Origin of the sequence: Kiloniella antarctica (assembly GCF_042682825.1) — a bacterium.
GTDB lineage: Bacteria > Pseudomonadota > Alphaproteobacteria > Kiloniellales > Kiloniellaceae > Kiloniella > Kiloniella antarctica.
Genome location: NZ_JBHUII010000001.1, coordinates 198,200 through 222,993 on the forward strand (window position 1 = coordinate 198,200; position 24,794 = coordinate 222,993).

Genomic DNA, 24,794 nt, shown 5'->3' on the forward strand with positions numbered 1-24,794 from the left:
AAATCCTCTCATTCCGCTAAAGGCGGTCTACAAATGCAAATAATGTCTCTATAAACTTAGGATCAAGAATTTTAAAACAAGGCGAGAATCGCCAAATAATACATTCTTCAACTAATAAACGACCAATGATAATAAAACTCAAGAACAGGTAAAGGCTAAACGAGGAATATGGAACAGACGATAACGCCCCCCCACTATAAAAACCTTGTCAGCCTGTTTTATGAACACGCCCAAGAACGCGATGAACAGCCTTTTCTGTGGTTCAAGGAAAACAAAGTCTACTGGCCGATCAGTTGGGCTGAAACCTCTCGGCGCATTACCGCCATGGCCAGAAGCCTTAAATCTATTGGCTTGGCCAAAGGCGACCGTGTTGTCCTTGTCGCGGAAAACAGGCCAGAGTGGTTTATTGCTGACCTCGCCATTATGGCCGCAGGTGGCATAACAGTGCCCGCCTACACGACCAACACAGTTGAAAACCATCAACACGTCCTGAACCATTCCGGAGCTAAAGGGATTATTATTTCAACCGCAGCCCTTGGTCGCAAGGCCCTGCCAGCAGTGGAAAAATCCCCGGAATGCAAGTGGGTCATTACCATCGACGGGATTGCTGATGACGTTGAACAAGATCGTGATCTTGAAATCCACAGCTGGGAACATCTCCTCGCAGAAGGTGACAAGCTCGACGAAGACATCGAAGCTTCGGCAAAAAAAATCACCCGAAAAGACATCGCCTGCCTGATATACACATCGGGAACTGGCGGATTACCCAAAGGCGTTATGCTCAGCCATGGTGCCATCCTCTGCAATTGCGAAGGGGCTTGGGATGTTCTCTACCGCCTCGGCCTCGGGGAAGAAACTTTCCTCTCTTTCCTTCCGCTTTCTCATGCTTACGAACATACTGCCGGACAGTTTTTCCCGCTTTTATTAGGGGCACAAATTTATTACGGCGAAGGCGCTGAACATTTACTACGCAACATGTCCGAAGCCAAACCAACCATAATGACAGCGGTGCCACGGCTATACGAATCAATGTACAGCCGCATTACCCGCGGGCTTGATAAAGAAAAGCCTCTGAAAAGATCACTGTTTTACAAAGCCGAAGCATTAGGGCGAAAAAAGTATTACGATTCCAACGGATTGAACATCATTGAGAAACTTCAAGATCGTGTCCTCGAAAAACTGGTGCGTAATAAATTACGGCTGCGTTTTGGAGGTCGCCTAAAAGCAATGGTTTCCGGCGGCGCAGCACTCAACGAAGACATCGGTCTTTTCTTTCACTCGCTTGGCCTTCCTATTCTCCAAGGTTACGGCCAGACCGAAGCTGCGCCTGTAATCGCGGTAAATCGGCCAGGTATTATCGATATGAGTACCGTTGGGCCAGAGCTTAAAGGCGTCGAAATCAAGATCGCTGAGGACGGAGAAATCCTTGCCAAGGGTGAGTTGTTGATGAGCGGTTACTGGAACGATCCCAAATATACCGAAGAGACAATAAAAGATGGTTGGCTCCACACGGGCGACATTGGTGAATTTGACGACAAGGGGCGTTTGAAAATTACCGATCGAAAGAAAGATATCATTGTCCTCTCTGGCGGTGACAATGTCTCCCCTGCCCGCGTAGAAGGGGAACTTTCTTATCACCCTTTCATTCATCAAGTCATGGTTTATGGCAATAAACGCCCGCATTTAACCGCGATAATAGTCCCTGATGAGGATTTTTTGGAACAATGGGGTGAAGCCAGCGGTATTCCGGGTGTTCTGGCATCGGTTCACAACAATCCATCTTTAAAAATCTCGTTGGCCAAAGCCATTGACCAGGTCAACAAACAATTTTCCCCCCTAGAGAAGGTTCGAAAGTTTATCATCGCCAAAGAAGCTTTTAGCATCGAAAACAAAATGATGACCCCAACCCTAAAGGTTCGACGGCACAAGGTATTGGAAATTTACAAAGAACAGCTGGATGCCCTCTATCCCAGTTCGAAGAAATAAACGTTGGAAGAAATTAACTTTGATCGATACAAAAATGGCCCCTGAATTTGACCTCAAATTCAGGGGCCATTTTAAGTTTACACGATGAAAGGATTAGTCGTTCAAACTACCACTCACCCGCTCGCCATTCGGTGAATAGGCCTGTCCAAGGTCTTCTTCTCGCAATGATTTCACCAAGCCAATCATCATAAAGATCATTATAATTGAAAACGGAAGTGCCGCAGCAATTGCCGCTGCTTGCAAGGCCTTCAAACCACCCGCAACCAATAAGGCCGCAGCAACAAAACCTTCACCTAATCCCCAGATTACACGGTGCATTGTTGGTGGATTTTCATCCCCCATGGAAAGTAGTGTATTCACAACCAATGTACCTGAATCAGAGGACGTGATGAAATAAGTCGCAATAAGAATGGTTGCCACAATTGAGGCAATTGTTCCCATAAACCCGGCATCCATTTTCACAAGCGTGACATAAAGAGCTGACGTCAGATCAGATTGAACCGCCTCAACGATACCACCGTCTCCGAACAGCTCAATATGAAGTGCCGTACCACCAAAGGCCGTCAACCAGACGGCACCAAGTAACGTCGGCACCAACAGCACACCAAGGATGAACTCACGAATGGTCCGTCCTTTGGAAATACGCGCAATGAACATGCCCACAAAAGGCGCCCATGACATCCACCAGCCCCAATAGAACGCTGTCCACCAACCTTGCCATTTACTGGCTTCGTCGTTGGCATTCGTCCAAAGGCTAAGAGGAATAACATTTCCGATATAGTCACCTATGTTCTGTAGGAATGCGCCCAATAAATAACGTGTTGGGCCAAAGGCAATGAAGAATGCAAGAATGGCGATAGAAAGCCACAGGTTGACTTCGGACAGGATCTTAACGCCCTTTCCAATACCAGAAACAACCGAAATAGTTGCCAGACCTGAAACCACCGCAATCAAAACCATCATTGCTGCCAGTGCAGGTTCGCTCTTGGTCACACCATCCGTAACCGTCTGTGTAACCCAAAAGCCCCAACCGGTAATTTCATAAAGACCGGTGGCCATCTGCTGAACCCCAAGACCAAGAGATGTCGCGACACCAAAAACTGTACCATAAACAGCCAGAAGATCTGCGACATGACCAATTGGTCCATAAATCCGATCACCTATCAACGGATAGAGCGAAGAACGGATTGTAAGTGGCAATCCCTTGCGGTAGGCAAAGTACGCAAGCGAAAGAGCAACAATTACGTAAATAGCCCAAGGATGAAGCCCCCAGTGAAACAGAGTGATGCGCATGGCGACTTGAGCCGCTTCTGCTGATTGCGACATATCTTCTGTTATGAACGGGTTGGACTGAAAGTGATAAATTGGCTCGGCGATGGACCAAAAAACTAGGCCGATCCCCATTCCTGCGCCAAACAACATGGCGAACCAGGAAAAGTAGCTGAACTCAGGACGATCGGTATCTTTACCTAAACGTAAATTACCATATCGACTAAACAACAGCCAAATAACAAAGAATAGGAAAAAAGCAACAATCCCGAGGTAGTACCATTTCATCGTACCAACAAGAAAATTGTTAATTCCGGTGAAGAAATCACCGACGCCCTCTGTGGCAACAAATGCCATAATGACCAAAGCAAAGACGAGAAACTTCGACCATATTGCCATGGTCGGATTCAAGCCTTTTAGAAAGCCAGATTTTGCTCTCATGATTATAACCTCCCTGAAATGACCCGGATTGGGTCGAGGACATAATCCGAAAATTAAAATCGTTTTCATGGTTAATAGCGACTTAATTTGAAGCATTTTTTGAATGAAAGTTAGCAATATTGGTTATATCAAAGAATATCCTATACGACGTTTAAATGGTGGCCATTCACAAAATGGTAACAATAACAAAGAGAAAGGAACTCTCGTCCGCTGATTTTACAAAAGAGAATATTTAAAAATTTCTCACCACAATACATTTCAATTTACGACGTCAAACGTCAAAACTAGGAACAATTTCACACTAATTCTCTTTTTCAAATCATGCTCTAGTCTTCTGAATCACATCGCAGATTTGATAATTCAACGCGAAAACTATTTCTAATTACGCAACTATTAGGCACTATGCCGCAACTGATATTCAAACCAAATAACCAAGTGGAGTATCCATGTCGATACAGAATGGATCTATTGAGAATGAGCCCTCAGAAAACGGATCTTTGGAAAACAAGAACCTTATGCATCTCATGGGAACAAAACGGTTCCTGCCTCTTTTCCTGACACAGGCACTTGGCGCCCTTAACGATCATGTCTTCAAAAATGCTTTAGTGGTATTAATCACTTATCGGTTGGCTGACAGCTCTGCCCTGTCGCCACAGATTATGGTGACCCTCGCTGCTGGCCTTTTTATCCTCCCCTTCTTTTTGTTTTCCGCTCTTGCCGGACAGATCGCGGACAAGTTTGAGAAATCCCGCCTCATTCGCATAATCAAATATTATGAAGTCTTGATCATGGCTTTGGCGGCTTATGGCTTTATAACCCACTCACCAAATTACCTGATGGTCGTGCTCTTTATGATGGGTACCCAATCCACCTTTTTTGGTCCGCTCAAGTACAGCATCTTGCCCGATCATATGGCGAAGGATGAATTGATTGGTGCCAATGGATTGATCGAAGCAGGAACTTTCCTCTCAATCTTGATCGGAACAATCATCGGCGGCCTTGTCATTTTGTTGGATGGCGGAATTTATTTCATTTCGGCCATGGTCATCGTCTTGTCGATTGTCGGCGTGATCACCAGTTATTTTATTCCCCGCGCAGAATCCGCAGAACCAACACTTAAACTGAACCCGAATATCATTGCTGAGACCTATAACCTCGTCAAACACAGTGCTGGAAACCGCGCTGTCTTCTTATCCATCCTTGGTATTTCATGGTTTTGGCTGTTTGGGGCTACTTTCCTCGCCCAGTTTCCGACCTTTGCCAAAGATGTTATTGGCGGTAACGAGCAAATCGTCACGCTCTTTTTAACCGTATTTTCCGTTGGCATCGCGGTTGGCTCTCTGCTTTGTAACAAGCTTTTAAAAGGTGAAGTTTCAGCCAGGTTTGTCCCCTTTGGTGCTTTGGGGCTGTCGCTGTTCACCTTTGATCTTTATGCGGCCAGTAATACAGTACACATTTCTGGTACAGCCCTAATCAGTCTGACAGAATTCTTTACCAGCCCGGATAACATCCGCATTCTCATCGATCTCTTCCTGATTTCCGTCAGCGGTGGCCTCTACATTGTGCCGCTCTATGCAATTTTGCAAAGCGAAAGTAGCGAGAACCATCGCGCCCGGAACGTTGCCAGTAACAACATTGTAAACGCCTTGTTTATGGTTGTTTCCGCGATTGGTACCATCGGAATGCTCAAGCTCGGATTTTCCATTCCAGATGTATTTCTGATCATCGGCGTTCTCAATCTCGTTGTTGCTCTCTATGTCTGCAAACTCCTTCCCGAAGTCCCAACCAAATTATTCTTCCGCCTTCTGTTCAAAATATGCTTTCGGGTTGAAGTAAAGGGCCGAGAAAACCTTGATGATCTTGGCCCCAAAGCCGTAATCGTTATCAATCATGTGTCTTTCCTAGACGGCATTTTACTGGCGGCTTTCCTTCCCGGTCGACCAACCTTTGCCATTGATACCTTCATGGCACAAAAATGGTGGGTTAAGCCTTTCCTTTCCGTTGTTGATTTTTATCCGATTGACCCCACCAACCCCATGGCCACTAAAACCATGATCAATGTGGTGAAATCCGGCAAACGCTGTGTGATTTTCCCTGAAGGCAGAATCACGGTTACGGGCGGCATGATGAAGATCCACGAAGGTCCCGGCATGATCGCCGATCACGCCGATGCGCCCCTGCTGCCCGTCAACATTGAAGGCGCTCAGTACAGCCGCTTTTCCAGACTAAAAGGCAAAGTTCGCCAACGTTGGTTTCCAAAGGTGGTCATTACAATTCACCCTCCGAAAAAACTTAATCTCAGCACCGATATCAGAGGACGTGAACGCCGTGCTGCCATCAGTATGGGCCTTCACGATCTTATGAGCGAGACGTCCTTTATCTCCTGCCCTGCACAAGGAGGACTTTTTAAGAACCTTCTGGACGCCAGAGATATCCATGGCGGTTCAAGCCCTGTGGTTGAGGACATCGAACGCTCACCTCTCGATTACGACAAGCTGATTACGGCAAGCTTTGTCCTCGGCAATAAATTTGCAACCTTCACAAAAAGAAAAGAAATCGTCGGTGTACTCCTCCCGAACTCTTCAGCCGCGGCTGTTACATTTTTTGCTCTTCAGTCAAAAAGCCGTGTTGCGGCTATGCTCAACTTTACAATGGGTGAAAAGAACCTTTTGTCTTGTTGTAAAACAGCAGAAATCAAAACTATTCTTACATCACGTAAATTTATCGAGGTTGGTCGCCTCGATGGTTTGGCAAACGCTCTCAGCAAAGAATGCAAACTGATTTATCTCGAAGACATTAAGAAAGAGATTTCTATCGGCGACAAGTTGGCGGGGAAAATCAAAAGTTATTTTGCCCGCTCGATTCACAACAACGAAGCACCGGGCATCGACGATGCCGCAGTCGTTCTGTTTACGTCCGGTTCTGAAGGCGTGCCCAAAGGCGTCATGTTGAGCCATGATAACTTACTGTCTAACAGAAACCAGCTCTCGGCTGTTGTGGACTTCAACTCAACAGATACCGTCTTTAACGCCCTGCCCATTTTTCATTCCTTTGGCATGACGGGCGGCCTCTTGTTGCCCATTCTTTCTGGAATTAAGACGTTCCTCTATCCGTCTCCTTTGCATTACAGGATCGTTCCCGCGCTGGTTTACGATACCAATGCCACAATCGTTTTTGGTACGGATACTTTCCTAAACGGCTACGCGCGCGTTGCGCACCCCTATGACTTTTACGCCGTCAGACACATTTTTGCAGGCGCGGAAAAGGTCAAAGACAGCACCCGTAAAACCTGGTCCGAAAAATTTGGCCTCCGTATTCTCGAGGGTTATGGCGCAACAGAAACCTCTCCGGTTATCTCCACCAATACACCCTTGCAATACAGGGCTGGCAGCGTTGGCCGTTTCTTACCCGGTATGGAGTACCGATTGGAGGCCGTCCCCGGCATCCCAACGGGTGGCAGGCTCTTTGTAAAGGGTCCCAATATCATGAAAGGCTACTTGCGCGCAGATGCCCCGGGGCAACTCCAACCTCCGGAAGAGGGCTGGTACGACACAGGGGATATTGTCGTGCTCGATATCGACGGCTTCATTTCGATCCAGGGTCGCGCCAAGCGCTTTGCCAAGATCGCGGGTGAAATGGTTTCCCTCACCGCCGCAGAAGACCTTGCTGGTAAAACCTGGCCCGGATTCCAACATGCGGTTATCTCACGCCCTGATGCAAAAAAAGGTGAGCAGTTAATTCTCGCAACGGATTGCCCAACGGCTACCCGGCCAGATCTCCTGAGCAAAGCCAAGGAAGAAGGTATCAGTGAGTTGATGATCCCCCGTGAGATTGAAATCCTCGACAAGCTTCCGGTTCTTGGAACCGGGAAAACGGATTATCAATCCCTTCAAGTTCTTCTCGTTCCGGAATCTGAAGCCGCTACCGCCTAACTGAAACCTGAGATTTCAAACAATAAAAAACCCACCTGACGGTGGGTTTTTTATTGGGTATTTTGAAGAACTTAAATCATGCCAAGTGCATGTTTATAAACATCGATCAACTCTTCTTGCTCTAAACGTTCTTGCTGTTCGATCTTACGCAAGGAAACAATTTTCCGCATGATTTTGGTATCAAAGCCAAGAGACTTCGCCTCGGAGTAAATTTCTTTGATGTCGTCAGCGATCGCTTTTTTCTCTTCTTCCAAACGCTCGACACGTTCAATAAATCCACGAAGACGGTCTGCCGTTACACCATTTATCTCACCACCAGGAATAGGATCAAGCTTCGGCTTATCCATTTCGGCATCCAGCGTTTCATGAGAAACCGTTTCATCAGAGGTTGCGTCGTCATAGCCTGCGTCGAAATCATCCATGCTCTAGGCCCTTTTATGCTGTCAGGTATAAATCAATCTGTTGCGGAAATTAGCGCTCGCCGTCTCGTTTGGCAATGCCAGAACAAACAACCGGGCTTCATTTTCCAAATAAAACACAGTTAGTAAAATCTTCCGTCAAATATTCCTGCACGTTTTCAGGACGATTTTCAAATCGATCGATCTTCAATCATGCGCAGGTTTATTCTTTTCAAAGGCGGCCTGTTGTTCTGCGGTGGCCTCTGTTTGATGTATGGCTTTCCACTCATCATACGGCATCCCGTAAACAATTTCACGTGCCTGCCCGTAGTCAATAACTTCCTTTTTTTCTTCCGCCGCCGCGACATACCATTTCGACAGACAGTTTCGACAAAACCCAGCCAAGTTCATCATATCAATATTCTGGACGTCTGAACGTTCCCGTAAATGCTCAACCAGACGCCGGAAGGTCGCAGCTTCTAATTCCAATTGTGTTTGCTTATCCATTTTCGTTCTCATTCCAATAATATCCAATAGCCCAAATAGCCGATGGTAAGTATCAATTATTCTCTATCTCAACGCCCTTACTTCAATCACCCGTAGTACTTTATTTCCTGTAAAGAAGGACAGTGTAGGACGTCTTCGAACCCATCAATAAGATTGGCTGTCCATTCAGCAATGCCTTCAGGCGTTGAGATCAAATCTTGACGCACTTCGATCAGGGCATTTGCCAAGCCGCGAGGGTTAACCTGCAGATCCATCGTTCCGCCGTGACCATCTCGACCAGTATAGGGAACATTGTCCCCGCACTTAAAACCACGTCTTTTAAAACTCTCCATCAAGGGCAACGGTATCCGAGGATCATAATTCCATAAAACACAAACCGGCCAGGGTCGTGCCACCCCATCCATTTCATGGGTCATACTGTGCATGGAGATAATAATCGGCACATTTCCCGAGTTAATCATCTCATCAATAGTAGAACTGATCTTATTCTGATAAGGCCAGTAAAATGTATTTAGGCGTGCTTCACGTTCCTCTGAGGAGAGGTTTATATTGGCAGGAACATGACATCCGTCACTGAACTCAGGCATCAAACCCGGATTATCCAGCTTGCGGTTCGGGTCAACCAAAAGTCTCGAAAAATTACTAAAAATCGCGCGAGAACTGAAATGATTAGCAACCCCTTCAGTTACAGCCTTGATACCTATATCGTAGGCGACATGTCGCTGAAGATGATGATCTTCAATCCCCAGGTTATTACGTGAGCGCGGAATAAAGGGTGATGCGTGGTCGCAGAGAAACAGGAAAGGATTTTCTGAATCTTCGTTGATCATATTTACCGGGCTTGGTTCATCCGAAGCCAGAATATCGATATTCATTTTTCACCCAAGATAGTGTTTGGTGTTTTAACTTAATTCAAGAGCCCGATTATCTATTCGCTATATAGTCTTTGGCTTTATTTTTTCCAACTTTATGTATCACCAAAGGTTAAAACCGACCAGATCTTTCGTTTCAACGGCAAAGAACGCTATTTTTATTATCAGAGACTTGACGAGGACCACACTTAGTTTCCATAAAGGCAATCTGAAAAAAATCCTGTGAATATTATCGTTCCTGCCTCCATTTTAAACAAAGGCCCTGAAGATGAGCACTATCGATCCTAATAGTTTCTTACGTGATCTCTTCAAGGCAGGACTAGATGCCGCGAACCCGCGCCTTGCTGTGCCGGGCTTTCTACCTCCCTATCCCAAAGGCCGAACCATCGTTATTGGCGCAGGCAAAGCCGCCGCAGCAATGGCAAAGGCCGTAGAAGAAAACTGGGATGCGCCTCTGGATGGCCTTGTCGTCACCCGTTATGACCACGACATGCCTGAAGGTGAAAAGTGCACCCGCATTGAAGTCGTTGAAGCCTCACACCCTGTCCCCGATGCTGCAGGTCGCGAAGCGGCCCGACGGATCTATGAAAAAGTTCAAGGCTTAAACCAAGACGATTTGGTTCTTTGCCTGATTTCTGGTGGAGGCTCCTCCCTGCTCGCCTTACCAGCAGAAGGCGTTTCTCTGGAAGACAAACAAGCCATTAACAAAGCTCTGCTAAAATCAGGCGCAAATATCATTGAAATGAACACCGTGCGCAAACATCTGTCTGCAATTAAAGGCGGTCAACTTGCCGCCGCGGCGGCCCCTGCTCAGGTTGTCAGCTTGTTAATATCAGATGTTCCAGGAGACGATCCTGATGTTATTGCTTCGGGGCCGACCGTACCTGATCCAACGACCTTTGCGGATACCCGTGCGATCTTGGAAAAGTATGACATTGTGCCATCCCCTGCGGTTGCACAACACATCGCCCAGGACGAAAACGATACACCAAAGCCCGGCAATCCCTGCTTTGATAATTGCTCCGTGCACATGATTTCTCGCCCACAGGATTCATTAGTTGCAGCCGCCAAGCTGTCCAAAGAAAAAGGCATCACCCCTGTCGTTCTCGGAGACACAATAGAAGGTGAAGCAAGAGAAGTTGCCAAGGTCATGGCAGGGATCGCCCGACAAGTTGCCACCTATGGTCAACCTGCTCAAGCCCCCTGTGTCCTGCTTTCTGGTGGAGAAACAACCGTTACCGTTCGGGGGAATGGCCGTGGCGGTCGCAACGCCGAATTTTTGCTCGCACTCGCAGTCGAACTTGATGGTGCGGCAGATATCTATGCCCTGGCCTGTGACACCGATGGCATTGATGGTAGTGAAGATAACGCCGGAGCAATCCTCCGGCCGGACACACTGGCGCGCGCCAAACAAGTAGGCACCAGCGCCAAAGCCCGCTTGGCCAATAATGACGGATACGGCTTCTTCGAAGCCATTGGCGACCTTATCATCACCGGACCAACAAGAACCAATGTCAACGACTTCCGCGCGATCCTTGTTCTTCCCAAAGGCTAAAACATATCAGGTTAAAACAAATTTGCCCGTTTAGATTAATCCGTATGGCGTTAACTGGTCGTAACAGGAGCTATTATCAAACCCAGTTTTTTCTTAGATTGCGACCTGTTTTTTTGCCCGCTTCATATCCAGCAACGATTGTCCGCTATAAAGCATAATCGCAAACCAAATGGCCCCAAATGATATTGCGTGTACTTGAGTGAACGCTTCTCCAAACAAGAATACAGCCAAAAGAAGGTTCACAGTCGGACCAACATATTGAATTATTCCAATAGTAGAATAGTTCAACCGTCGTGCCGCCGCCGCAAAACAAACCAAAGGAACCGTGGTCACAACGCCAGACAGCATCAGCAGTAAATCAAAATCCCATCCATGAGATAGAAAAGCGTTCTCGCCTTTCATTTCTCCCCAAATAAGATAGCCTATCGCAAGCGGAGCAACCATTGCAGTTTCCGCAAAAAGTCCTACCTGTGCTCCGACCGGAAGCCGTTTTCTAATCAGACCATAAAACCCAAAAGAAAACGCAAGAGCTATTGAAATCCAAGGAAAAGTTCCGCCAATATAAGTCAGGTAACCGACCGCAAGTGCCGCTAGTGCGACAGCAACAGCCTGTAGCGTCTTCAGGCGTTCACCCAGCACTGCCACACCTAAGAGAACATTTACCAAGGGATTAATGTAATACCCTAGACTGGCTTCAACGAGGCGTCCACTGGAAATAGCCCAGATAAAAATCAACCAATTGGTTGCTACCAAAAAAGCACTCAGAAGGAGCCATCCCAAAATGCGGGGATTGCGAAAGGTTTCCTGAACCTCTGCCCATCTTTTTCGAAGTAGCAACAAAATTGCAAGTAAAGCTAAGGACCAGACAACACGATGGCTCAAAATTTCAGAAGGATCAGCAACAGCTATTTCTTTAAAATAAAGTGGTGTAAGTCCCCACCACAAAAAGGCGGCCAGAGCTAGAAAAAAACCCTGTAAGCTGTCGCGTGTCATAAATTAAATTCCCTGAAATTTTATACAGCTTACGCCTCACTTTTTGCATTAGCCAGACACAAAGCCTGTTCAATTAATTTATTTTATAAAATATTCCAAACCAATTTAATCTTTTGTATCAAAGCAGTTTTAACCAAACCGTGCCCATAAAAGGGTTTGACCATTAGTTTTTTTACTCGGCTATCGAATTTACTCAATCACCTACAACAAATTAAAAACACATTATCGTTTAGGTTATAAAGTAAATGCTTTAACTTGATTTCTGCCACCGTCCTTGAAACACCTCATATTTCCTTCGTAAAAGTTTCAACAGGGATATTTTGTTCTTCATTCAACGATCAGTTACACTAAGCTCTTGTTTGAAGTATGTTCTTTGGCCAAAGCTGTCACGCAATCACTTCCATGGAGAACTAGGGGATTAAAATGGGCAGTCATATACTACTCTCATATGAATTTGATGGCGAAGGTGGTGGCATCCCGCTTACAGGTGATGCAATTAGCCAGCAACTCAAAGACGATGCACTCGCATGGGTTCACTTGGATGTGAATCATCCCGACACTAAAGAGTGGCTTAGAAAAGAAATATCCTATCTGGATCCTTTTATCGTCGACAGTTTAACCGCCGAAGAAACCAGACCACGTATTACAGAGAATGAAGGCGGCGCTCTCATCATCTTCCGCGGGGTCAACCTAAATGAAGATGCCGCCCCGGAAGATATGATTTCCATTCGATTTTGGATTGATAGCCACCGCATTATCAGCTTACAAAAAAGACAACTCAAATCTGTTTACGATATTGAAGCAAAGATAAAAGCGGGCAAAGGCCCCAAAGATGCCGGTCAATTTATTTCCATGCTGGCGTCACGCTTGATTGATCATATGGAACCTGTTCTATCTGAATTAGACGAACGGGTTGATAACGCAGAAGAAATGATTTTAGAAAACGCCGATACATCCATACGTGAAAGTATTATTAATATCCGGAAACAAGCCATCATCTTTAGGCGCTACATGGCCCCGCAGCGCGATGCGATGGGACAACTTCGTATGTCTGACATGGATTGGCTCGACAATACTGACAAACGTCAAATCCAGGAAAGTTATAACCATATTATTCGCTACGTTGAAGATTTGGACGCCATACGAGAACGCGCCCAAATCATCAAAGACGAGCTCGCAAACATTCTCGCCGACAAACTGAATAAAAACATGTATGTGCTGTCGGTTATCGCCGCAATATTTTTGCCACTCGGTTTTTTAACCGGATTGCTTGGTATCAATGTTGGTGGCATCCCCGGCGGAGACAATGTTAATGCCTTCTGGATTTTTACTGGCATGCTCATCGTGATTGTCCTTGCCCAGATAACAATCTTCAAGAAACTAAAGTGGTTCTGACAAGAACATCATCCTTTCCGCCCCGCTTTGTTCGTTAAGCAGGTTTGATACAAAGCAGAGAAATTAACCCAATGCGTCCCTCGGCAAAGTTACGCTTCATGTTGGGAACGATTTCTTTCATGATCGGGCCAAGCACAAGGTTTAACCCCAGAGGCGGCGGTGTGTCGGCTTGTTGCAGCTGCTCAATAAACTGCTCAATGAATGCGGTACCTTGAGCTGTCAGATCAGAGGTATCAGCCAAATCAAACCCGGCGCCTGTAAGCTCCTCCCGTAAATTTTCAATGGTCACGACAAAACTGCTGCTCTCATTTCTAGCCCAGGGCATTGGGAAATAAAGCGGCAGTTGCGCTGATTTTGCCACCACATCATAAATCAAGAAACTTGTTCCGGGCTTGAGAACACGGAAAATTTCCGCGTAAAATTTCGCCTTGTTCTCCACGTTCATACCAACATGTATGGTCCAGGCACCATCAAAACTATTGTCCTCATATCGGCTCAGGTCCGTGACATCGCCGTGATCCAGCCTCACCAGATCTTGCAGGCCAACCCACTTGTTTAACGCACGCCCTGTTGCGCAGTATTCTGTACTCAGATCCACCCCCGTTACCCGACATCCGTTTGCCACTGCCAGCTGCCTTGCCGGGCCACCAAGACCAGAACCCGCATCAAGAACATGATCTCCTGTTCCGACCTTTAACTGCCCGATGAGTTCTTTGGTGGCCGCGAGCCCTCGAAAATGGAATTCATCCACTTGGGCGAGTTGGCCCAGCGATACCTGATCTCTCGATGCCCCGATTTTCTCCAACCCATTTTCGATCCTGCCGAGTAACCCTTTAAGCTCGTAATATTCATTTTCAAAACTTGGCATGTAAATTCTCCATTTAAGATCAATTGATCTTTTATTGATAAAAAAAGACGCCAACCATCTGTAACTCTTAAGTGCAGAGTTAATCCAGTGTAGCCAGCGCCATATCGATCGTGTCCTCAATTCGCTTGGGATTGGTTTTTGATCGGGACAGAACGGCTATGCCGTAAAACACCGTGCAAAAAAAACTGGCCGTTGCAACAGGATCGAGATCATCTCTCACCTCCCCATCGGCAAGGGCGCGTTTGAGGGCATTTTCCAAAGCCGTAGTCATACGCTCGACATTGGCACTGGCAACAGCGAGCACATCTATTGAACCGCTGTTGCCAAGAGTATCATTGCCAAACTCAACCGCCGTATTACACATCATGCAGCCGTTTTTAAAAGTTTCAGACTTCACAGCCCGAAGAATGAAATAGAAAAACTCTTCAACTTGCGCCCGACAGGCATCCGGTTTTTCCATCGGACCAAAGAGCATGTTGCCATAGGTAAGATTGTAGTGATCCAAGGTGGCTTGGTAGAGTTCGCGTTTTCCACCAAAGGCCGTGTAAAGCCCAGCGTGCGCGACCCCCGTATGTTCAACGAGGTCTCTGACGGATGTATCTGAATAGCCTTTTTGCCAAAAAAGACCCATCGCCTTTTCCAAAGCATCAGTCTCATCAAACTCCCGAACACGCGCCATACCATTGCCCATACAATTAAGATCGTTCGATCTAATATATGAAATATAAAATGAAAATCAAGATGGTTTCACGATATATTCGTCAGCCGTCAATCACCGTAACGGTTAAACGCGCCTTCATCATGGGATGGAACTGACAGAAATAAGTCGAAGACATATTAGTGGTAACCAAAAGGCTCCTCTCTTCACCTTTGCCCACCTCACCCGTGTCCCAAGAGCCATCATCTGCAGTGGCTGTGTGCGGTGCGATATCATGATTGATCCAGGTGATGGTATCTCCAGATCTTACACTCAATTTATCTGGTACAAAATTAAACCCCGTGATTTCCACACGGTGTTGCTCAGGGAATTGAGCACGGGCGCGTTTACTGAGAATGGAGGGGCCAAAAGCCGCAACAGCAAATGCTGCCGCGGCCTTTCCCAAGACCTGTCGCCTTGTGGCTTGCATGATCTATTGTACCTTTTTTACCATCATTGCAGCATGCCCTTCATGGGCTTTGAAAATTTCAAGACCTGCTTTGAAGAGGGCTTTAACTTCAGCATTTTCAATGTTTGGAATAAAGGCGTTTTCAACCAACCCGTTTACCGCCTTGTGATAAGCCAATTCGTTTTCGGCATAAAACTTATCAAACTCAGCGCCACGTAGTTTGCTCATTTGATCAACGAGCTTTTCAGAATTGGACACCAAAGTCTTACTCAAGAAATTATCCTGCGGTTGCGCTTTGAGTTTGGCAAGAAGCGCCAATGCTTGCTCATTAACCGCATTATGATCACGGATCATCGTTTTTGCGAACTCATGAATTGCCGGATTTTTTGAAATCCCCAAAGCAAGATGCGCATACCTGATATCGATATTATCAGCAGTATATGCCACATGCGCAATCTCAAGATCATTGAGATCTTCTGGCGCATCTGCCCGAGCATCCCCCTGAGCTATTCCCTGAAAAAGAAAAGCCGAAAGGCCAAAGGCCAGCAGTGATGTTTTGATCTTCATAATCAATATCCTTCGTAAATTCTGTGATGCAGATCTAGTTAACCCACCCTGCAGAAAATCTATTGAACGATATAAATTCAGTTTGATGAATGACCATAAATTCTAAATTCTTGATCAATCGTCCAAAATTTATCAATATTTTAAAATTTAAGGTATAGTCTACTTAACAAACAAAAGGCTCATAGATGGATTTACTCAGCGACATACTCTCTCGCATGCAAATGGCCGGGACTTTGTATTTTCGAACCTCCTTTACTTCGCCATGGAGCATCCGCGTCCCTTCTTTTGAAAACGTGGCCAGATTTCACTTTGCCCATCAGGGCCGTTGTCTCGTGCGAATTGAACCAGATAAACCACCTGTGTTCTTGGAACAGGGTGACTTGTTGATTATCATGAGAGGTGCAGCACATACGCTTTTTTGCGATCCCAACACAGAAAACCCGGCAACATCACTGGATACCGTCGTCGAACAATCCGGCTTTACCGGAGCGGGCGCGCTGGTCTATGGCGAGTTTGGCACCCACCACGAAACCCAACTCATATGCGGACACTTTGCATTTGGGAAAGACGCCCAACACCTGTTGATCGATGCTCTACCCGCCCACATACATATAAAAAATTACGGCGCGGTTTCCGGGGCCTGGATGGAAAACACCCTCAAGATTATCGGGAATGAAGCGGGCCGGGAACAAATGGGCAGCGATTTAATCGCGATGAAACTGTCTGAAATCATCTTTGCCCAGGCTTTAAGATCTTATCTCGAAAATGAAGGCAAAAATGCTCCCGTGCTGGCAGGCTTTGCCGATCCCGGTATTGCCCGCGTCCTCACCGAGATCCACAAGACTCCGGGTCATCCCTGGGCGCTTGAAGAACTCGCCCAAATCGCAGGAATGTCACGGACCTCTTTTGTGGCTCGCTTTTCAGAATACGTCACCATGCCACCTCTGGGGTACATCACCCATTGGCGCATGCAAATCGCACGACAAGAACTCGCCAATACAGATACGTCCATCATCGAAATCGCAGAAAAGGTCGGGTACCAGTCCGAAGCCGCTTTCAGCCGTGTGTTCAAAAAACACCACCTCAAAGCTCCAGCAACATACAGGCGTTCAGTGCAGATGGCGGGCTGATAAACATCTCGACACTAAATTTCCCAAAAAAAAGAAGGTCGAAAATTCAACCTTCTCCTTCTTTTCTAATTTGAAATACGAACCATCGGCTAGGGTAACGGTGTCTCCACACCATAATCCTTGTGGTATGGCCCAGGAAGCAATCCCTGGTTTTTTGTATTTACCGCAGCAAAATTAGCGCGTCGGCTCAAAGGAATGTAGTTCGGGGATGCTTTTTCAATCGCAGAGGCAACAACCTGTACGATGAGGCCAGCAAGCCCGCCACCTGAATTCCCATCATTAGGAGAATAGGAAATCGTCGAAGCACTTTCCCATATGGTTTCTCCGGTTTCGCCACTCTTGAGCGTATAGGAAAAGCTGACAGTGGTCCGGGCATCTAAAACAATATATTGCGAAGTCCACTCATCAATTGAGATGTAGAGAACTGAATCCGCGCCAAATAGCTCCCCTAAGACTGTCGGGTCCGAGTTATAGACCAGATCAGCATCAGACATTCCTTCTTCTTCCATGATCCGTTTCACCAAATTTACTGGAAAAACGTAATACCCTTTCTCCGCAACAGGGCGGCTAATCGTGGACAGGAAATAATGAGGCGCTTCAACTTCAACACTTTTGTTCACGGGCATGACCACAAGGATTGAATGGGGATCCTCTGCACGTAACTTAGTATAATCATAAGGTTCCGCCACATGCTGGCAGGCACCAAGAACCAAAAGTACCAAGATGGGGCTAAACAATTTTATAAATCTCATTGCTTCTTCGCCTCCCCTTCAGCAACACGTATCATCGCGCTCATCAAGGTTGTAGATTCAGGCCAGGTTTCCTGTTCCTTGGTAAAGAACAAAATACTGTCTTTGGCCTGGCCGCTCTCAAGTAACAGATAACCGTATTCCGCATAAATGCCTGGTGGAACCTTACCGTTCTCTTCGCCCTTGGTGATCATCTCACTAAGGTTTGTTACCAATACAGTTTCCTTGTCACTATCGCGGTAATAAGTCAGCAGGTCTTGCTCGTAACTTCCCCAGTGATATTTTTCCTGTACGACACAGGCTGATAATAAAACAGCCGTTCCCACAAGAAATCCCATGCGCATATAATTTCGCATCATTTCCCCCCAAAAAATAAATAACTTACGGCCGCAAAATCGTGACAGAAGGCCCGTTCAGATAGACGTCCTGTGAAAGGATTTCCTGCCCATTTTGCATCAGCTTAATCTTATGGCTGCCGTTTATCAGAGTCAGGCTGCGAGACTCTCCGTCAAAATCACCAGCAAGGCCCATGCTCAAGCCATCCACAAAGATCTCAGCATCTTTTGGCACGTTGGCAAAACCAACACTCGGGCGTTCATCAAGGGTCCTCGTTGTCTCTGCCGGAACACAGGCCGACAAAAGAAACATTGCTGAAAGTAAAACGATAAAAGTCCGCATCAGTTTGCTCCTTCAGCAACAAAAAATCCGCTTACGTCTATATTACCAAGTTCACCGTCCACAACCTGAGCCACAGACCCTTCGTTGGTTTCATCGGTGCCAAAAAAACTTACTATTTTCAGGGATCCGACTTTTGCTGCTGGCAACTCGATATCAAATCCGCTTTGACCACTGCGAATAGTTTCCCCGGCTTTCATGACATCAAGGGTATCTCCAACAGACAGCCCCTGCCGCTCTCCACCGCTGATAAAGACGGTTTTGCCTTCCAGCTTCAAAATATCTGTGCGCCACGGACGCTCATCAAGTTTGCGAACAACTTCGTTCATAACCGAGGCAATCGCTGCCGCAATTGCTTTATCGTTCAAAGTCGCGTCATATTCAGACCGATTACCAAAACCAGCGACATTGTTGGCTTCGTTACTTGCATCGCCAGCACCATTGGCAGAAAAGAAAACGTGGCCTGTCTTGCTGTCGACAAGGCGAACTTCCACCTTGGCACGCGCGACTTGTTTTTTGGTCGAGCTTAAAAATCCGCTTTTACCGACAGTTTTACGGCCAAACTCTGTGACGGATCCAACGATAAGAGTATCAACACCAATCAAGTTTGAAGCTTGAGTGTATTCTTGTTCTTTCTTAACCTTCTCGATATCCGGGCGTTCAAACACCAGGAATTTCCCAGATTCGACCAGGCGGGAAGACAACATATCAGTCGCCTGCTTGCCCAAGGGATCATTCTCACCATCCCGCAGGAAGGTTTTCCCATATCTTGTTTCGTTAGAAAAGCGTGCGATTGCAACTTTGCGCTTCAGGCGATTAACTTCAGGAATTGCAATTGTTTGCTTTTGCGCTTCTTCTTGAGCAGCCTTAGAAACGGGTGCTTCAACAGGTTTCGCGACCTTACCTGGAACGGCACACGCGCTCAACAAAATCGACGCGGCCCCTATCCAAAAAACATTTTTAATCATTATAACTAACCAATTCTGCTTTAACTTAAGTGCACGCTTCAAAAACAGCAGACACTCAATAAATACATATCCCAAACGATAAATATTAATGCCGACGCATAAAATATCAGGGAGAGATCTTCTACTTAAAACTGAAATAGGCAAGGTAAAAATACCAACAATCTTCTTTTAAAGATAACGTCACTTATCTCTCTGTTATTGCTTGGTAACTCATAATATTTACATTCAATTTTATGCAACTATGTAATCATTATTTTCCGCCGCGGCGGGCGCACCCCAAAATCACCCTTACAACCGTTCCTTAATCTGCGCCACAACGGTTATCGCGATCCCACAGGCGATCACGCCTGCCCCGACCCAGGTCATCAGGCTGTAGCTTTCGCCCAAGATAAATGTCGCGGTGATCAGACCGACGGCGGCGGCGACGTAGCCGATCTGGCTCAGGAGCACAGGGCCACCTTTTTGCTGGAGTTTAAAGAACACTGGAAAGGTCAGCCCCGCGATGATGATTTGTGCAGCGGCCGCAGTCGGCGCAAAGGCCAGCTCGTTTATGGGCAGTGATCCGTTTGTGATTAACAACAGCACGATAAAGACCGCAACCGAAAAAGCATGGCTCCAGAAAGCCAGAACGTTTGGCTGTGCATCTTCGGGCCAATCGATTGTGCGATAGATATTTCCACACGCCAGCGCCACGGGGATGAGGATCGCGGCCCCGATCCAGATCAAGTCCGGGGCTTCGGGCGCAGATCCGCGGGTGATGCTCACAATCACCGCCCCGATCAACCCCGTTGTTATGCCCGCGATCCCCAATATGCTTGGGGTTTTCATCCGAAACAACACCGCCAGGCTCAGGGTAAAGACAGGCGACAGGGCAAACATCAGCCCGGTATAACCAGATCCCGCATGGGGAATAACACTGAAAAGTAACAAGTTTGGCAATACAAAGGAGATCAACCCCGAGATCACAACGTAGCGCAGCGTGCGCCCCCGTGGCAGAGACAACTGACGCTTGACCAACAGAACAGGAAGCAACATTCCCGACGCGCCAAGCGAAACCAGCAGCGCCCACAGCATGGGAGATACGCCTGCATCCCCCGCAATTTTACCCAGTGGAAAATTGAAGCCGATCATCGTGCCGGTCAAAAGCAGCAGAACAGCGGAGCTCTGCATGACACCTGAACCAGAAGGTTTGGCTGTATTTTCACTAGATAATGACATAACTGCTTACTCTCTAATTTCCTGGCTACGTAAGTTGGCTCTGCTTAATTCTTAAGAAAGGCCCGTAATTGGCCTATTTGGGGAAAGCCCCCGTAAAGGCGATCTCTTCAATGGCGCGCCTTTGGCTGGGAGCTTCGCGCTCCTGAAGCTCTTTCGGCAGCATCTTGGGATCAGCACGTTTGCCAATCGCAACCGCGATCTCGATTTTGTACCGCTCTGGTATGGAAAGACTTTCGCGCAACTTATCGAAATGGACCCCGGCCATGCCATGGGCCTGATAACCAAGTGCTGTGGTCTGTAACGCAAGCTGCGCCCAGGCTGCCCCGGTATCAAAGCTGTTATAATTAGACACGCTGTCCGGACGGCTTTCATCACCTGAAATCACCGTGTCTGAGAGAACAAACACCAACGCAGAAGCATGTTGTGCCCAGCTTTCATTGAACGGATCAAGCAAGGACAGGTATTGCTGCCAGTGCGCGTCATCCCGCTGTGAATAGAGAAAACGCCAAGGCTGCACATTAAACGCAGACGGTGCCCAGCGCGCAGCTTCGAGGATGGTCAAAAGATCAGAAGCAGGTATTACGGTGGCCTCAAAAGCCCGCGGTGACCAGCGGTCGAGGAAAAGCGGTTCGATCGGGTACTCAGAAATCCGGTCCGCATTCATTGTTTTTGTCATCGCATGCTCCTTTACTTTTAGATGAACCTTATGTATCTCTATTTAGGATATTTTGATACATGGTAATTCGATATCAAATTGTTTGACGTCAAATTATATAGGATGCATTTTGTTATGAGTCAAGACCCACACCCGGAATCCAGCAACAAGCCTTCACAAGACAAATCCTATTGCGGCGGCCCCATGGACAATATTCTGGATCAGTGGCGGCGAGAGCGTCCTGATCTCGATCCAAGTCCAATGGCGGTATGCGGAGAGATTTGGCGCGCAGGAGAAAAATTGCGCCAAGGCGTTTTGGCGAACCTGTCTAACTACGATCTGGACTTTGCCGGATTTGATGTGATCTTGACCCTGCGCAGACAAGGCATCGGCAAAACCCTGTCCCCGTCTGACCTTGCCAAAGACATGATGTTGTCGACTTCTGCCATGACCAACCGCCTCGACCGTTTGGAAAAGCGCGGCCTGATCAAACGCATGATGGACCCGAACGACCGCAGGGGCCTCAAAGTTGCGCTAACAGATGACGGCTTCGCCCTCGCCGATGCCATGGTCCTCACCCACGTCAAAACCGAAGAAGATATGTTGAGCAACCTGACAAAGGTCGAGCGTGATCAGCTCCGGGCTTTACTGGTTAAGGTCTGTACCGGTTAAACCTTTGCTAGTTAAACCTGTGCTGATTAAGATCTGGAACACAAAAGAAATCATCAATTAAATTAGGCCAGGAGACTAGTATTAAGCCCGAGGGTCGTATTGAGCCAGAGACTAGTATTCAGTGTGTATAATGACCACTTGTGAATTTAAATCTCAGTTTTGAAGGAAAGGTTCAAATAAGCCTTTTCCTTAAACTGATCACTACCATCTATTGATCTTAAAATTTTAGCAGAGTTGAATACATTGCAAAAAAATATTCTTGTTACGACCATAATGGTGGGCCTTATTGCCAGCATCACATTTATCCTGGTGCAGCCTCTGTTTGGTATGCAAACCTTAACGTCTCGGCATGCCGCAGCATATATTGCCCATGGTGGTTATGGCGATACTACCGCCCTTATCCTGTCTTGGGGCGTGCATGTTGGGGTTTCACTTGTTTACACACTGCTTTCTGTTCTCATATTTAATTTTAATCGCTCAGTATTCGTTAGCCTTGGTCAAATCATGTTCTTGGGTTGGGCAACGACCCTTACCGCAACCCCTGCCAACGAATGGGTTGTAAAACTCGTCAACACCAAACAGTTTCCTTCATTTGATACCTTATCGGCATTAAACACCCAAACCGGGCCAAAACTTTGGCTCCATATTTTGTTTTTCGCTTTCGTCGTTGGTGGAATTTGGGTCATGAATAGAAAAGACACACGAAAACAACGCCGAAGTTTCTGACAAGGGATTTAGATGGGGATTTAGATGGGGATTTAGATGGGGATTTAGATGGGGATTTAGATAGCGGAATACGAAAACCGGACCGTGTCTGGCCCAGCCCTGTCGTTATCTGCTTTCCCAAAGCCACCAGACCCACTACACATCTCTATCTTCACTAACCTTAATCAAGAGCCTCATATAAATCATAGACCCCAGATTATTTCCCATCCCGGAATTAATCTAAACAGGCAAAATCAGAACAGGCACAAAACATGGCGCAGAAAGCCACCATTTATAAAGTTGAACTTTCCGTTGCCGATATGGATCGTCACTATTACGAGACCCATAATCTGACCGTTGCCAAACATCCTTCGGAAAAGGATGAACGCTTGATGGTGCGTATGCTTGGCTTTGCCCTGAATGCCCATGAGCAATTGGAATTTACCCGGGGTATTTCAACCGATGATGAGCCGGACATCTGGCAGAAAAACCTGAGTGGCGAGATAGAGCTGTGGGTAGCATTGGGCCTGCCAGGTGAAAAGATTGTCCGACAATCCTGTGGCAAGGCCCAAAAAGTGGTTGTCTATTGTTACGGCGGCAGTACCGCAGAGATGTGGTGGGAGAAAACCAAAAACAAAACGACCCGGTTTGATAATCTTCAGGTTACAAACTTTTCAAAGGCAGACACCAGTGAGCTCGAAAAGTTAGCCAGTCGCTCAATGAAGTTGCAGGTAAATATTCAAGACGGCGATGTGATGGTCAGTGATGGCGATACTATCGTTCATGTTACCCCCCAAAATTGGAAAGTTTGAAATTGAAAAGTTTAAAAACCTGAAAAATTTAGCCGAGGGAAATAATACTGATCCCAGAGCGGATATAAATCTGCTATAAGCAGAACGATAAGAGGCATTCTCTACATATAGCCTTCAAGCAAATAAGGTGTCCCTTGATCTGGATTTGATTTGGAATATTTTCAGATTTCGTCCGGTTCGCCAGAACAATCAGGCTTCATACCATCCCCTAATTTTTACACGGATGAAGCTTTGTAACTTTATTGCTCTTACTGTTCACGTTACTCTAACAACACCTTCAGAAAACAGGATGTTATAAATTGTCAAAACTTACCCCCGATCAAATGGATGATATTATCTTTGGAATGGGCTTGACCCATCGGGAGGCCGCAGGCGTTCTCAGAGTCCAGGCAAAAGATCTTTTTAGCTGGATAAAAGGAAATTCCGAAATCCCTGATGACAAGGCCGCAGAATTGCTCAAACTCGAAGAAACAGTTGAGGATTATGTGGAAGATGTTCTCGCGACCGTCGACGATATCGTCGAAGCCAAAGGTAAGCCGAAAAGCGTTCCCGTTATACGATACCTCGGCAATAAATTATTTAAAGAATGGAAACCGGATTTATACAAGATATTTCGCTATCACAAGCTCTACAGCACAGTTATCACCCGGGCACGCATAGAGCTTCATAGAGAAGACATCACATTGGTGCCCGTCACCTTCGACCCAGAGAGTTATCAAGTTTTCCTTGGTTCAAATGAAGATAGCGAAGCCAACCGTGCCGCTTGGGCCGCGACTGCCAGTTCATAGAACCGTTAGGTTAATGAGTGGAAACAAGAATGCCTGTGACAAGCCCAACCCAATATCCGCCCCACAAGCAGATATTTCTTGTTTCCCTCAGGCCTATCGGCAAATGAAAGCGCAGAGATTTTGAGCAGATAAAAACCGATCTGGATTGGCAACAGGCGCAAATCTCCTTACATGGCCGGACCGTCCCCCCCCGTTTACAACAAAGGTATGGAGATTCACCCTATACCTATTCACGCCTGCACATGCCAGCGAGACCGATGACGCCTTTGCTGTTACGTCTCAAGGACCGGGCAGAACACCTTACTGGATTGACCTATAATAACGCGCTCTGCAATCTCTACCGTCATGAGCGCGACAGCGTCGCCTGGCATGCGGATGATGAGGCAGAGTTGGGAATAAATCCTGCCATCGCCTCTCTCAGTTTTGGCGGTGATCGGGTTTTCCAATTCAAGCCAAAGTCAGGCGTGACCCTGCCGTTCGATATCAACTTGCAGGCGTGAAATTTGTTATTGATGAAGGGCGAAACCCAGCAC

The 24,794-nt window shown here is 46.7% G+C and carries 25 protein-coding genes; 10 read left to right on the top strand and 15 right to left on the bottom strand.

The features are described 5' to 3' along the window. Positions 1-168: 168 nt before the first annotated feature. Entirely contained in the window at positions 169-1,986 is a 1,818-nt protein-coding gene (locus tag ACFSKO_RS00935; RefSeq protein ID WP_380247439.1) for an AMP-dependent synthetase/ligase, read from the top strand. A gap of 93 nt (positions 1,987-2,079) precedes the next feature. Here the strand turns inward: ACFSKO_RS00935 and ACFSKO_RS00940 are convergent, their stop codons facing one another. Continuing rightward, positions 2,080-3,696 (bottom strand): BCCT family transporter, encoded by a 1,617-nt coding sequence (locus ACFSKO_RS00940; protein WP_380247441.1) that lies wholly within the window; start codon positions 3,694-3,696, stop codon positions 2,080-2,082. A gap of 446 nt (positions 3,697-4,142) precedes the next feature. Here ACFSKO_RS00940 and ACFSKO_RS00945 point away from each other — a divergent pair, with 446 nt between their 5' ends. After that, complete coding sequence (locus tag ACFSKO_RS00945; protein WP_380247443.1) at positions 4,143-7,628, top strand: acyl-[ACP]--phospholipid O-acyltransferase; 3,486 nt, start codon at positions 4,143-4,145, stop codon at positions 7,626-7,628. Between the two features lie 71 nt (positions 7,629-7,699). On the opposite strand, the gene ACFSKO_RS00950 is transcribed toward ACFSKO_RS00945, so the two are convergent. From ACFSKO_RS00950 to ACFSKO_RS00960, 3 genes are all read right to left on the bottom strand, one after another. Continuing rightward, on the bottom strand, positions 7,700-8,050 hold the full coding sequence (locus ACFSKO_RS00950; RefSeq protein WP_380247445.1) for a DUF2312 domain-containing protein: 351 nt from the start codon (positions 8,048-8,050) through the stop codon (positions 7,700-7,702). A gap of 183 nt (positions 8,051-8,233) precedes the next feature. Next, on the bottom strand, positions 8,234-8,533 hold the full coding sequence (locus ACFSKO_RS00955) for a DUF1244 domain-containing protein (RefSeq protein WP_380247447.1): 300 nt from the start codon (positions 8,531-8,533) through the stop codon (positions 8,234-8,236). A gap of 86 nt (positions 8,534-8,619) precedes the next feature. Continuing rightward, positions 8,620-9,408, bottom strand: coding sequence for an N-formylglutamate amidohydrolase (locus ACFSKO_RS00960; protein ID WP_380247449.1), 789 nt, complete (start codon positions 9,406-9,408; stop codon positions 8,620-8,622). 265 nt (positions 9,409-9,673) lie between these two features. Between ACFSKO_RS00960 and ACFSKO_RS00965 the strand changes: the two genes are divergently transcribed. Next, complete coding sequence (locus tag ACFSKO_RS00965) at positions 9,674-10,960, top strand: glycerate kinase type-2 family protein (RefSeq protein WP_380247451.1); 1,287 nt, start codon at positions 9,674-9,676, stop codon at positions 10,958-10,960. A 93-nt stretch (positions 10,961-11,053) separates the two neighbouring features. Here the strand turns inward: ACFSKO_RS00965 and rarD are convergent, their stop codons facing one another. Continuing rightward, positions 11,054-11,953, bottom strand: coding sequence for an EamA family transporter RarD (gene rarD, locus ACFSKO_RS00970; RefSeq protein ID WP_380247453.1), 900 nt, complete (start codon positions 11,951-11,953; stop codon positions 11,054-11,056). 423 nt (positions 11,954-12,376) lie between these two features. Here rarD and ACFSKO_RS00975 point away from each other — a divergent pair, with 423 nt between their 5' ends. Further along, positions 12,377-13,348: a zinc transporter ZntB gene (locus ACFSKO_RS00975; protein ID WP_380247456.1), complete on the top strand. Its 972-nt coding sequence runs from the start codon at positions 12,377-12,379 to the stop codon at positions 13,346-13,348. A 34-nt stretch (positions 13,349-13,382) separates the two neighbouring features. Here ACFSKO_RS00975 and ACFSKO_RS00980 read toward each other — a convergent pair whose 3' ends face one another. From ACFSKO_RS00980 to ACFSKO_RS00995, 4 genes are all read right to left on the bottom strand, one after another. Further along, complete coding sequence (locus ACFSKO_RS00980) at positions 13,383-14,216, bottom strand: SAM-dependent methyltransferase (RefSeq protein WP_380247458.1); 834 nt, start codon at positions 14,214-14,216, stop codon at positions 13,383-13,385. Positions 14,217-14,295: 79 nt separating this feature from the next. After that, a complete protein-coding gene (locus ACFSKO_RS00985) occupies positions 14,296-14,895 on the bottom strand; it encodes a TetR/AcrR family transcriptional regulator (protein WP_380247460.1) in 600 nt (199 codons plus the stop codon). An 82-nt stretch (positions 14,896-14,977) separates the two neighbouring features. Beyond that, positions 14,978-15,343, bottom strand: coding sequence for a plastocyanin/azurin family copper-binding protein (locus ACFSKO_RS00990; RefSeq protein WP_380247462.1), 366 nt, complete (start codon positions 15,341-15,343; stop codon positions 14,978-14,980). 3 nt (positions 15,344-15,346) lie between these two features. After that, complete coding sequence (locus ACFSKO_RS00995) at positions 15,347-15,889, bottom strand: DUF4142 domain-containing protein (RefSeq protein WP_380247464.1); 543 nt, start codon at positions 15,887-15,889, stop codon at positions 15,347-15,349. Between the two features lie 185 nt (positions 15,890-16,074). Between ACFSKO_RS00995 and ACFSKO_RS01000 the strand changes: the two genes are divergently transcribed. Beyond that, a complete protein-coding gene (locus ACFSKO_RS01000; RefSeq protein ID WP_380247466.1) occupies positions 16,075-17,019 on the top strand; it encodes an AraC family transcriptional regulator in 945 nt (314 codons plus the stop codon). A gap of 89 nt (positions 17,020-17,108) precedes the next feature. Here ACFSKO_RS01000 and ACFSKO_RS01005 read toward each other — a convergent pair whose 3' ends face one another. The 6 genes from ACFSKO_RS01005 to ACFSKO_RS01030 form a co-directional block, all read right to left on the bottom strand. Further along, positions 17,109-17,771: a DUF799 domain-containing protein gene (locus tag ACFSKO_RS01005; protein ID WP_380247468.1), complete on the bottom strand. Its 663-nt coding sequence runs from the start codon at positions 17,769-17,771 to the stop codon at positions 17,109-17,111. Further along, entirely contained in the window at positions 17,768-18,127 is a 360-nt protein-coding gene (locus ACFSKO_RS01010; RefSeq protein WP_380247470.1) for a DUF4810 domain-containing protein, read from the bottom strand. Before ACFSKO_RS01010 ends, ACFSKO_RS01005 begins: the two co-directional genes overlap by 4 nt. A 22-nt stretch (positions 18,128-18,149) precedes the next feature. Then, on the bottom strand, positions 18,150-18,446 hold the full coding sequence (locus tag ACFSKO_RS01015) for a hypothetical protein (RefSeq protein ID WP_380247472.1): 297 nt from the start codon (positions 18,444-18,446) through the stop codon (positions 18,150-18,152). Next, on the bottom strand, positions 18,446-19,411 hold the full coding sequence (locus ACFSKO_RS01020; RefSeq protein WP_380247474.1) for a CsgG/HfaB family protein: 966 nt from the start codon (positions 19,409-19,411) through the stop codon (positions 18,446-18,448). The genes ACFSKO_RS01015 and ACFSKO_RS01020 overlap by 1 nt, the downstream gene beginning before the upstream one ends. 288 nt (positions 19,412-19,699) lie before the next feature. Then, positions 19,700-20,629: a DMT family transporter gene (locus tag ACFSKO_RS01025; protein WP_380247476.1), complete on the bottom strand. Its 930-nt coding sequence runs from the start codon at positions 20,627-20,629 to the stop codon at positions 19,700-19,702. A 73-nt stretch (positions 20,630-20,702) separates the two neighbouring features. Beyond that, on the bottom strand, positions 20,703-21,305 hold the full coding sequence (locus tag ACFSKO_RS01030) for a nitroreductase family protein (protein WP_380247479.1): 603 nt from the start codon (positions 21,303-21,305) through the stop codon (positions 20,703-20,705). A gap of 114 nt (positions 21,306-21,419) precedes the next feature. Between ACFSKO_RS01030 and ACFSKO_RS01035 the strand changes: the two genes are divergently transcribed. The 5 genes from ACFSKO_RS01035 (at position 21,420) to ACFSKO_RS01055 (ending at position 24,761) form a co-directional block, all read left to right on the top strand. Then, positions 21,420-21,956 carry a MarR family winged helix-turn-helix transcriptional regulator gene (locus ACFSKO_RS01035; RefSeq protein WP_380247481.1) on the top strand — a complete coding sequence of 179 codons (537 nt, stop codon included), beginning with the start codon at positions 21,420-21,422 and terminating at the stop codon, positions 21,954-21,956. Positions 21,957-22,199: 243 nt separating this feature from the next. Continuing rightward, positions 22,200-22,682 carry a hypothetical protein gene (locus ACFSKO_RS01040; RefSeq protein WP_380247483.1) on the top strand — a complete coding sequence of 161 codons (483 nt, stop codon included), beginning with the start codon at positions 22,200-22,202 and terminating at the stop codon, positions 22,680-22,682. A 251-nt stretch (positions 22,683-22,933) separates the two neighbouring features. Beyond that, positions 22,934-23,473: a YaeQ family protein gene (locus ACFSKO_RS01045; RefSeq protein WP_380247485.1), complete on the top strand. Its 540-nt coding sequence runs from the start codon at positions 22,934-22,936 to the stop codon at positions 23,471-23,473. Positions 23,474-23,772: 299 nt separating this feature from the next. Beyond that, on the top strand, positions 23,773-24,261 hold the full coding sequence (locus ACFSKO_RS01050; RefSeq protein WP_380247487.1) for a DUF4447 family protein: 489 nt from the start codon (positions 23,773-23,775) through the stop codon (positions 24,259-24,261). A gap of 128 nt (positions 24,262-24,389) precedes the next feature. Then, positions 24,390-24,761 (top strand): alpha-ketoglutarate-dependent dioxygenase AlkB family protein, encoded by a 372-nt coding sequence (locus ACFSKO_RS01055; protein WP_380249406.1) that lies wholly within the window; start codon positions 24,390-24,392, stop codon positions 24,759-24,761. The last annotated feature ends 33 nt before the right edge of the window (positions 24,762-24,794 follow it).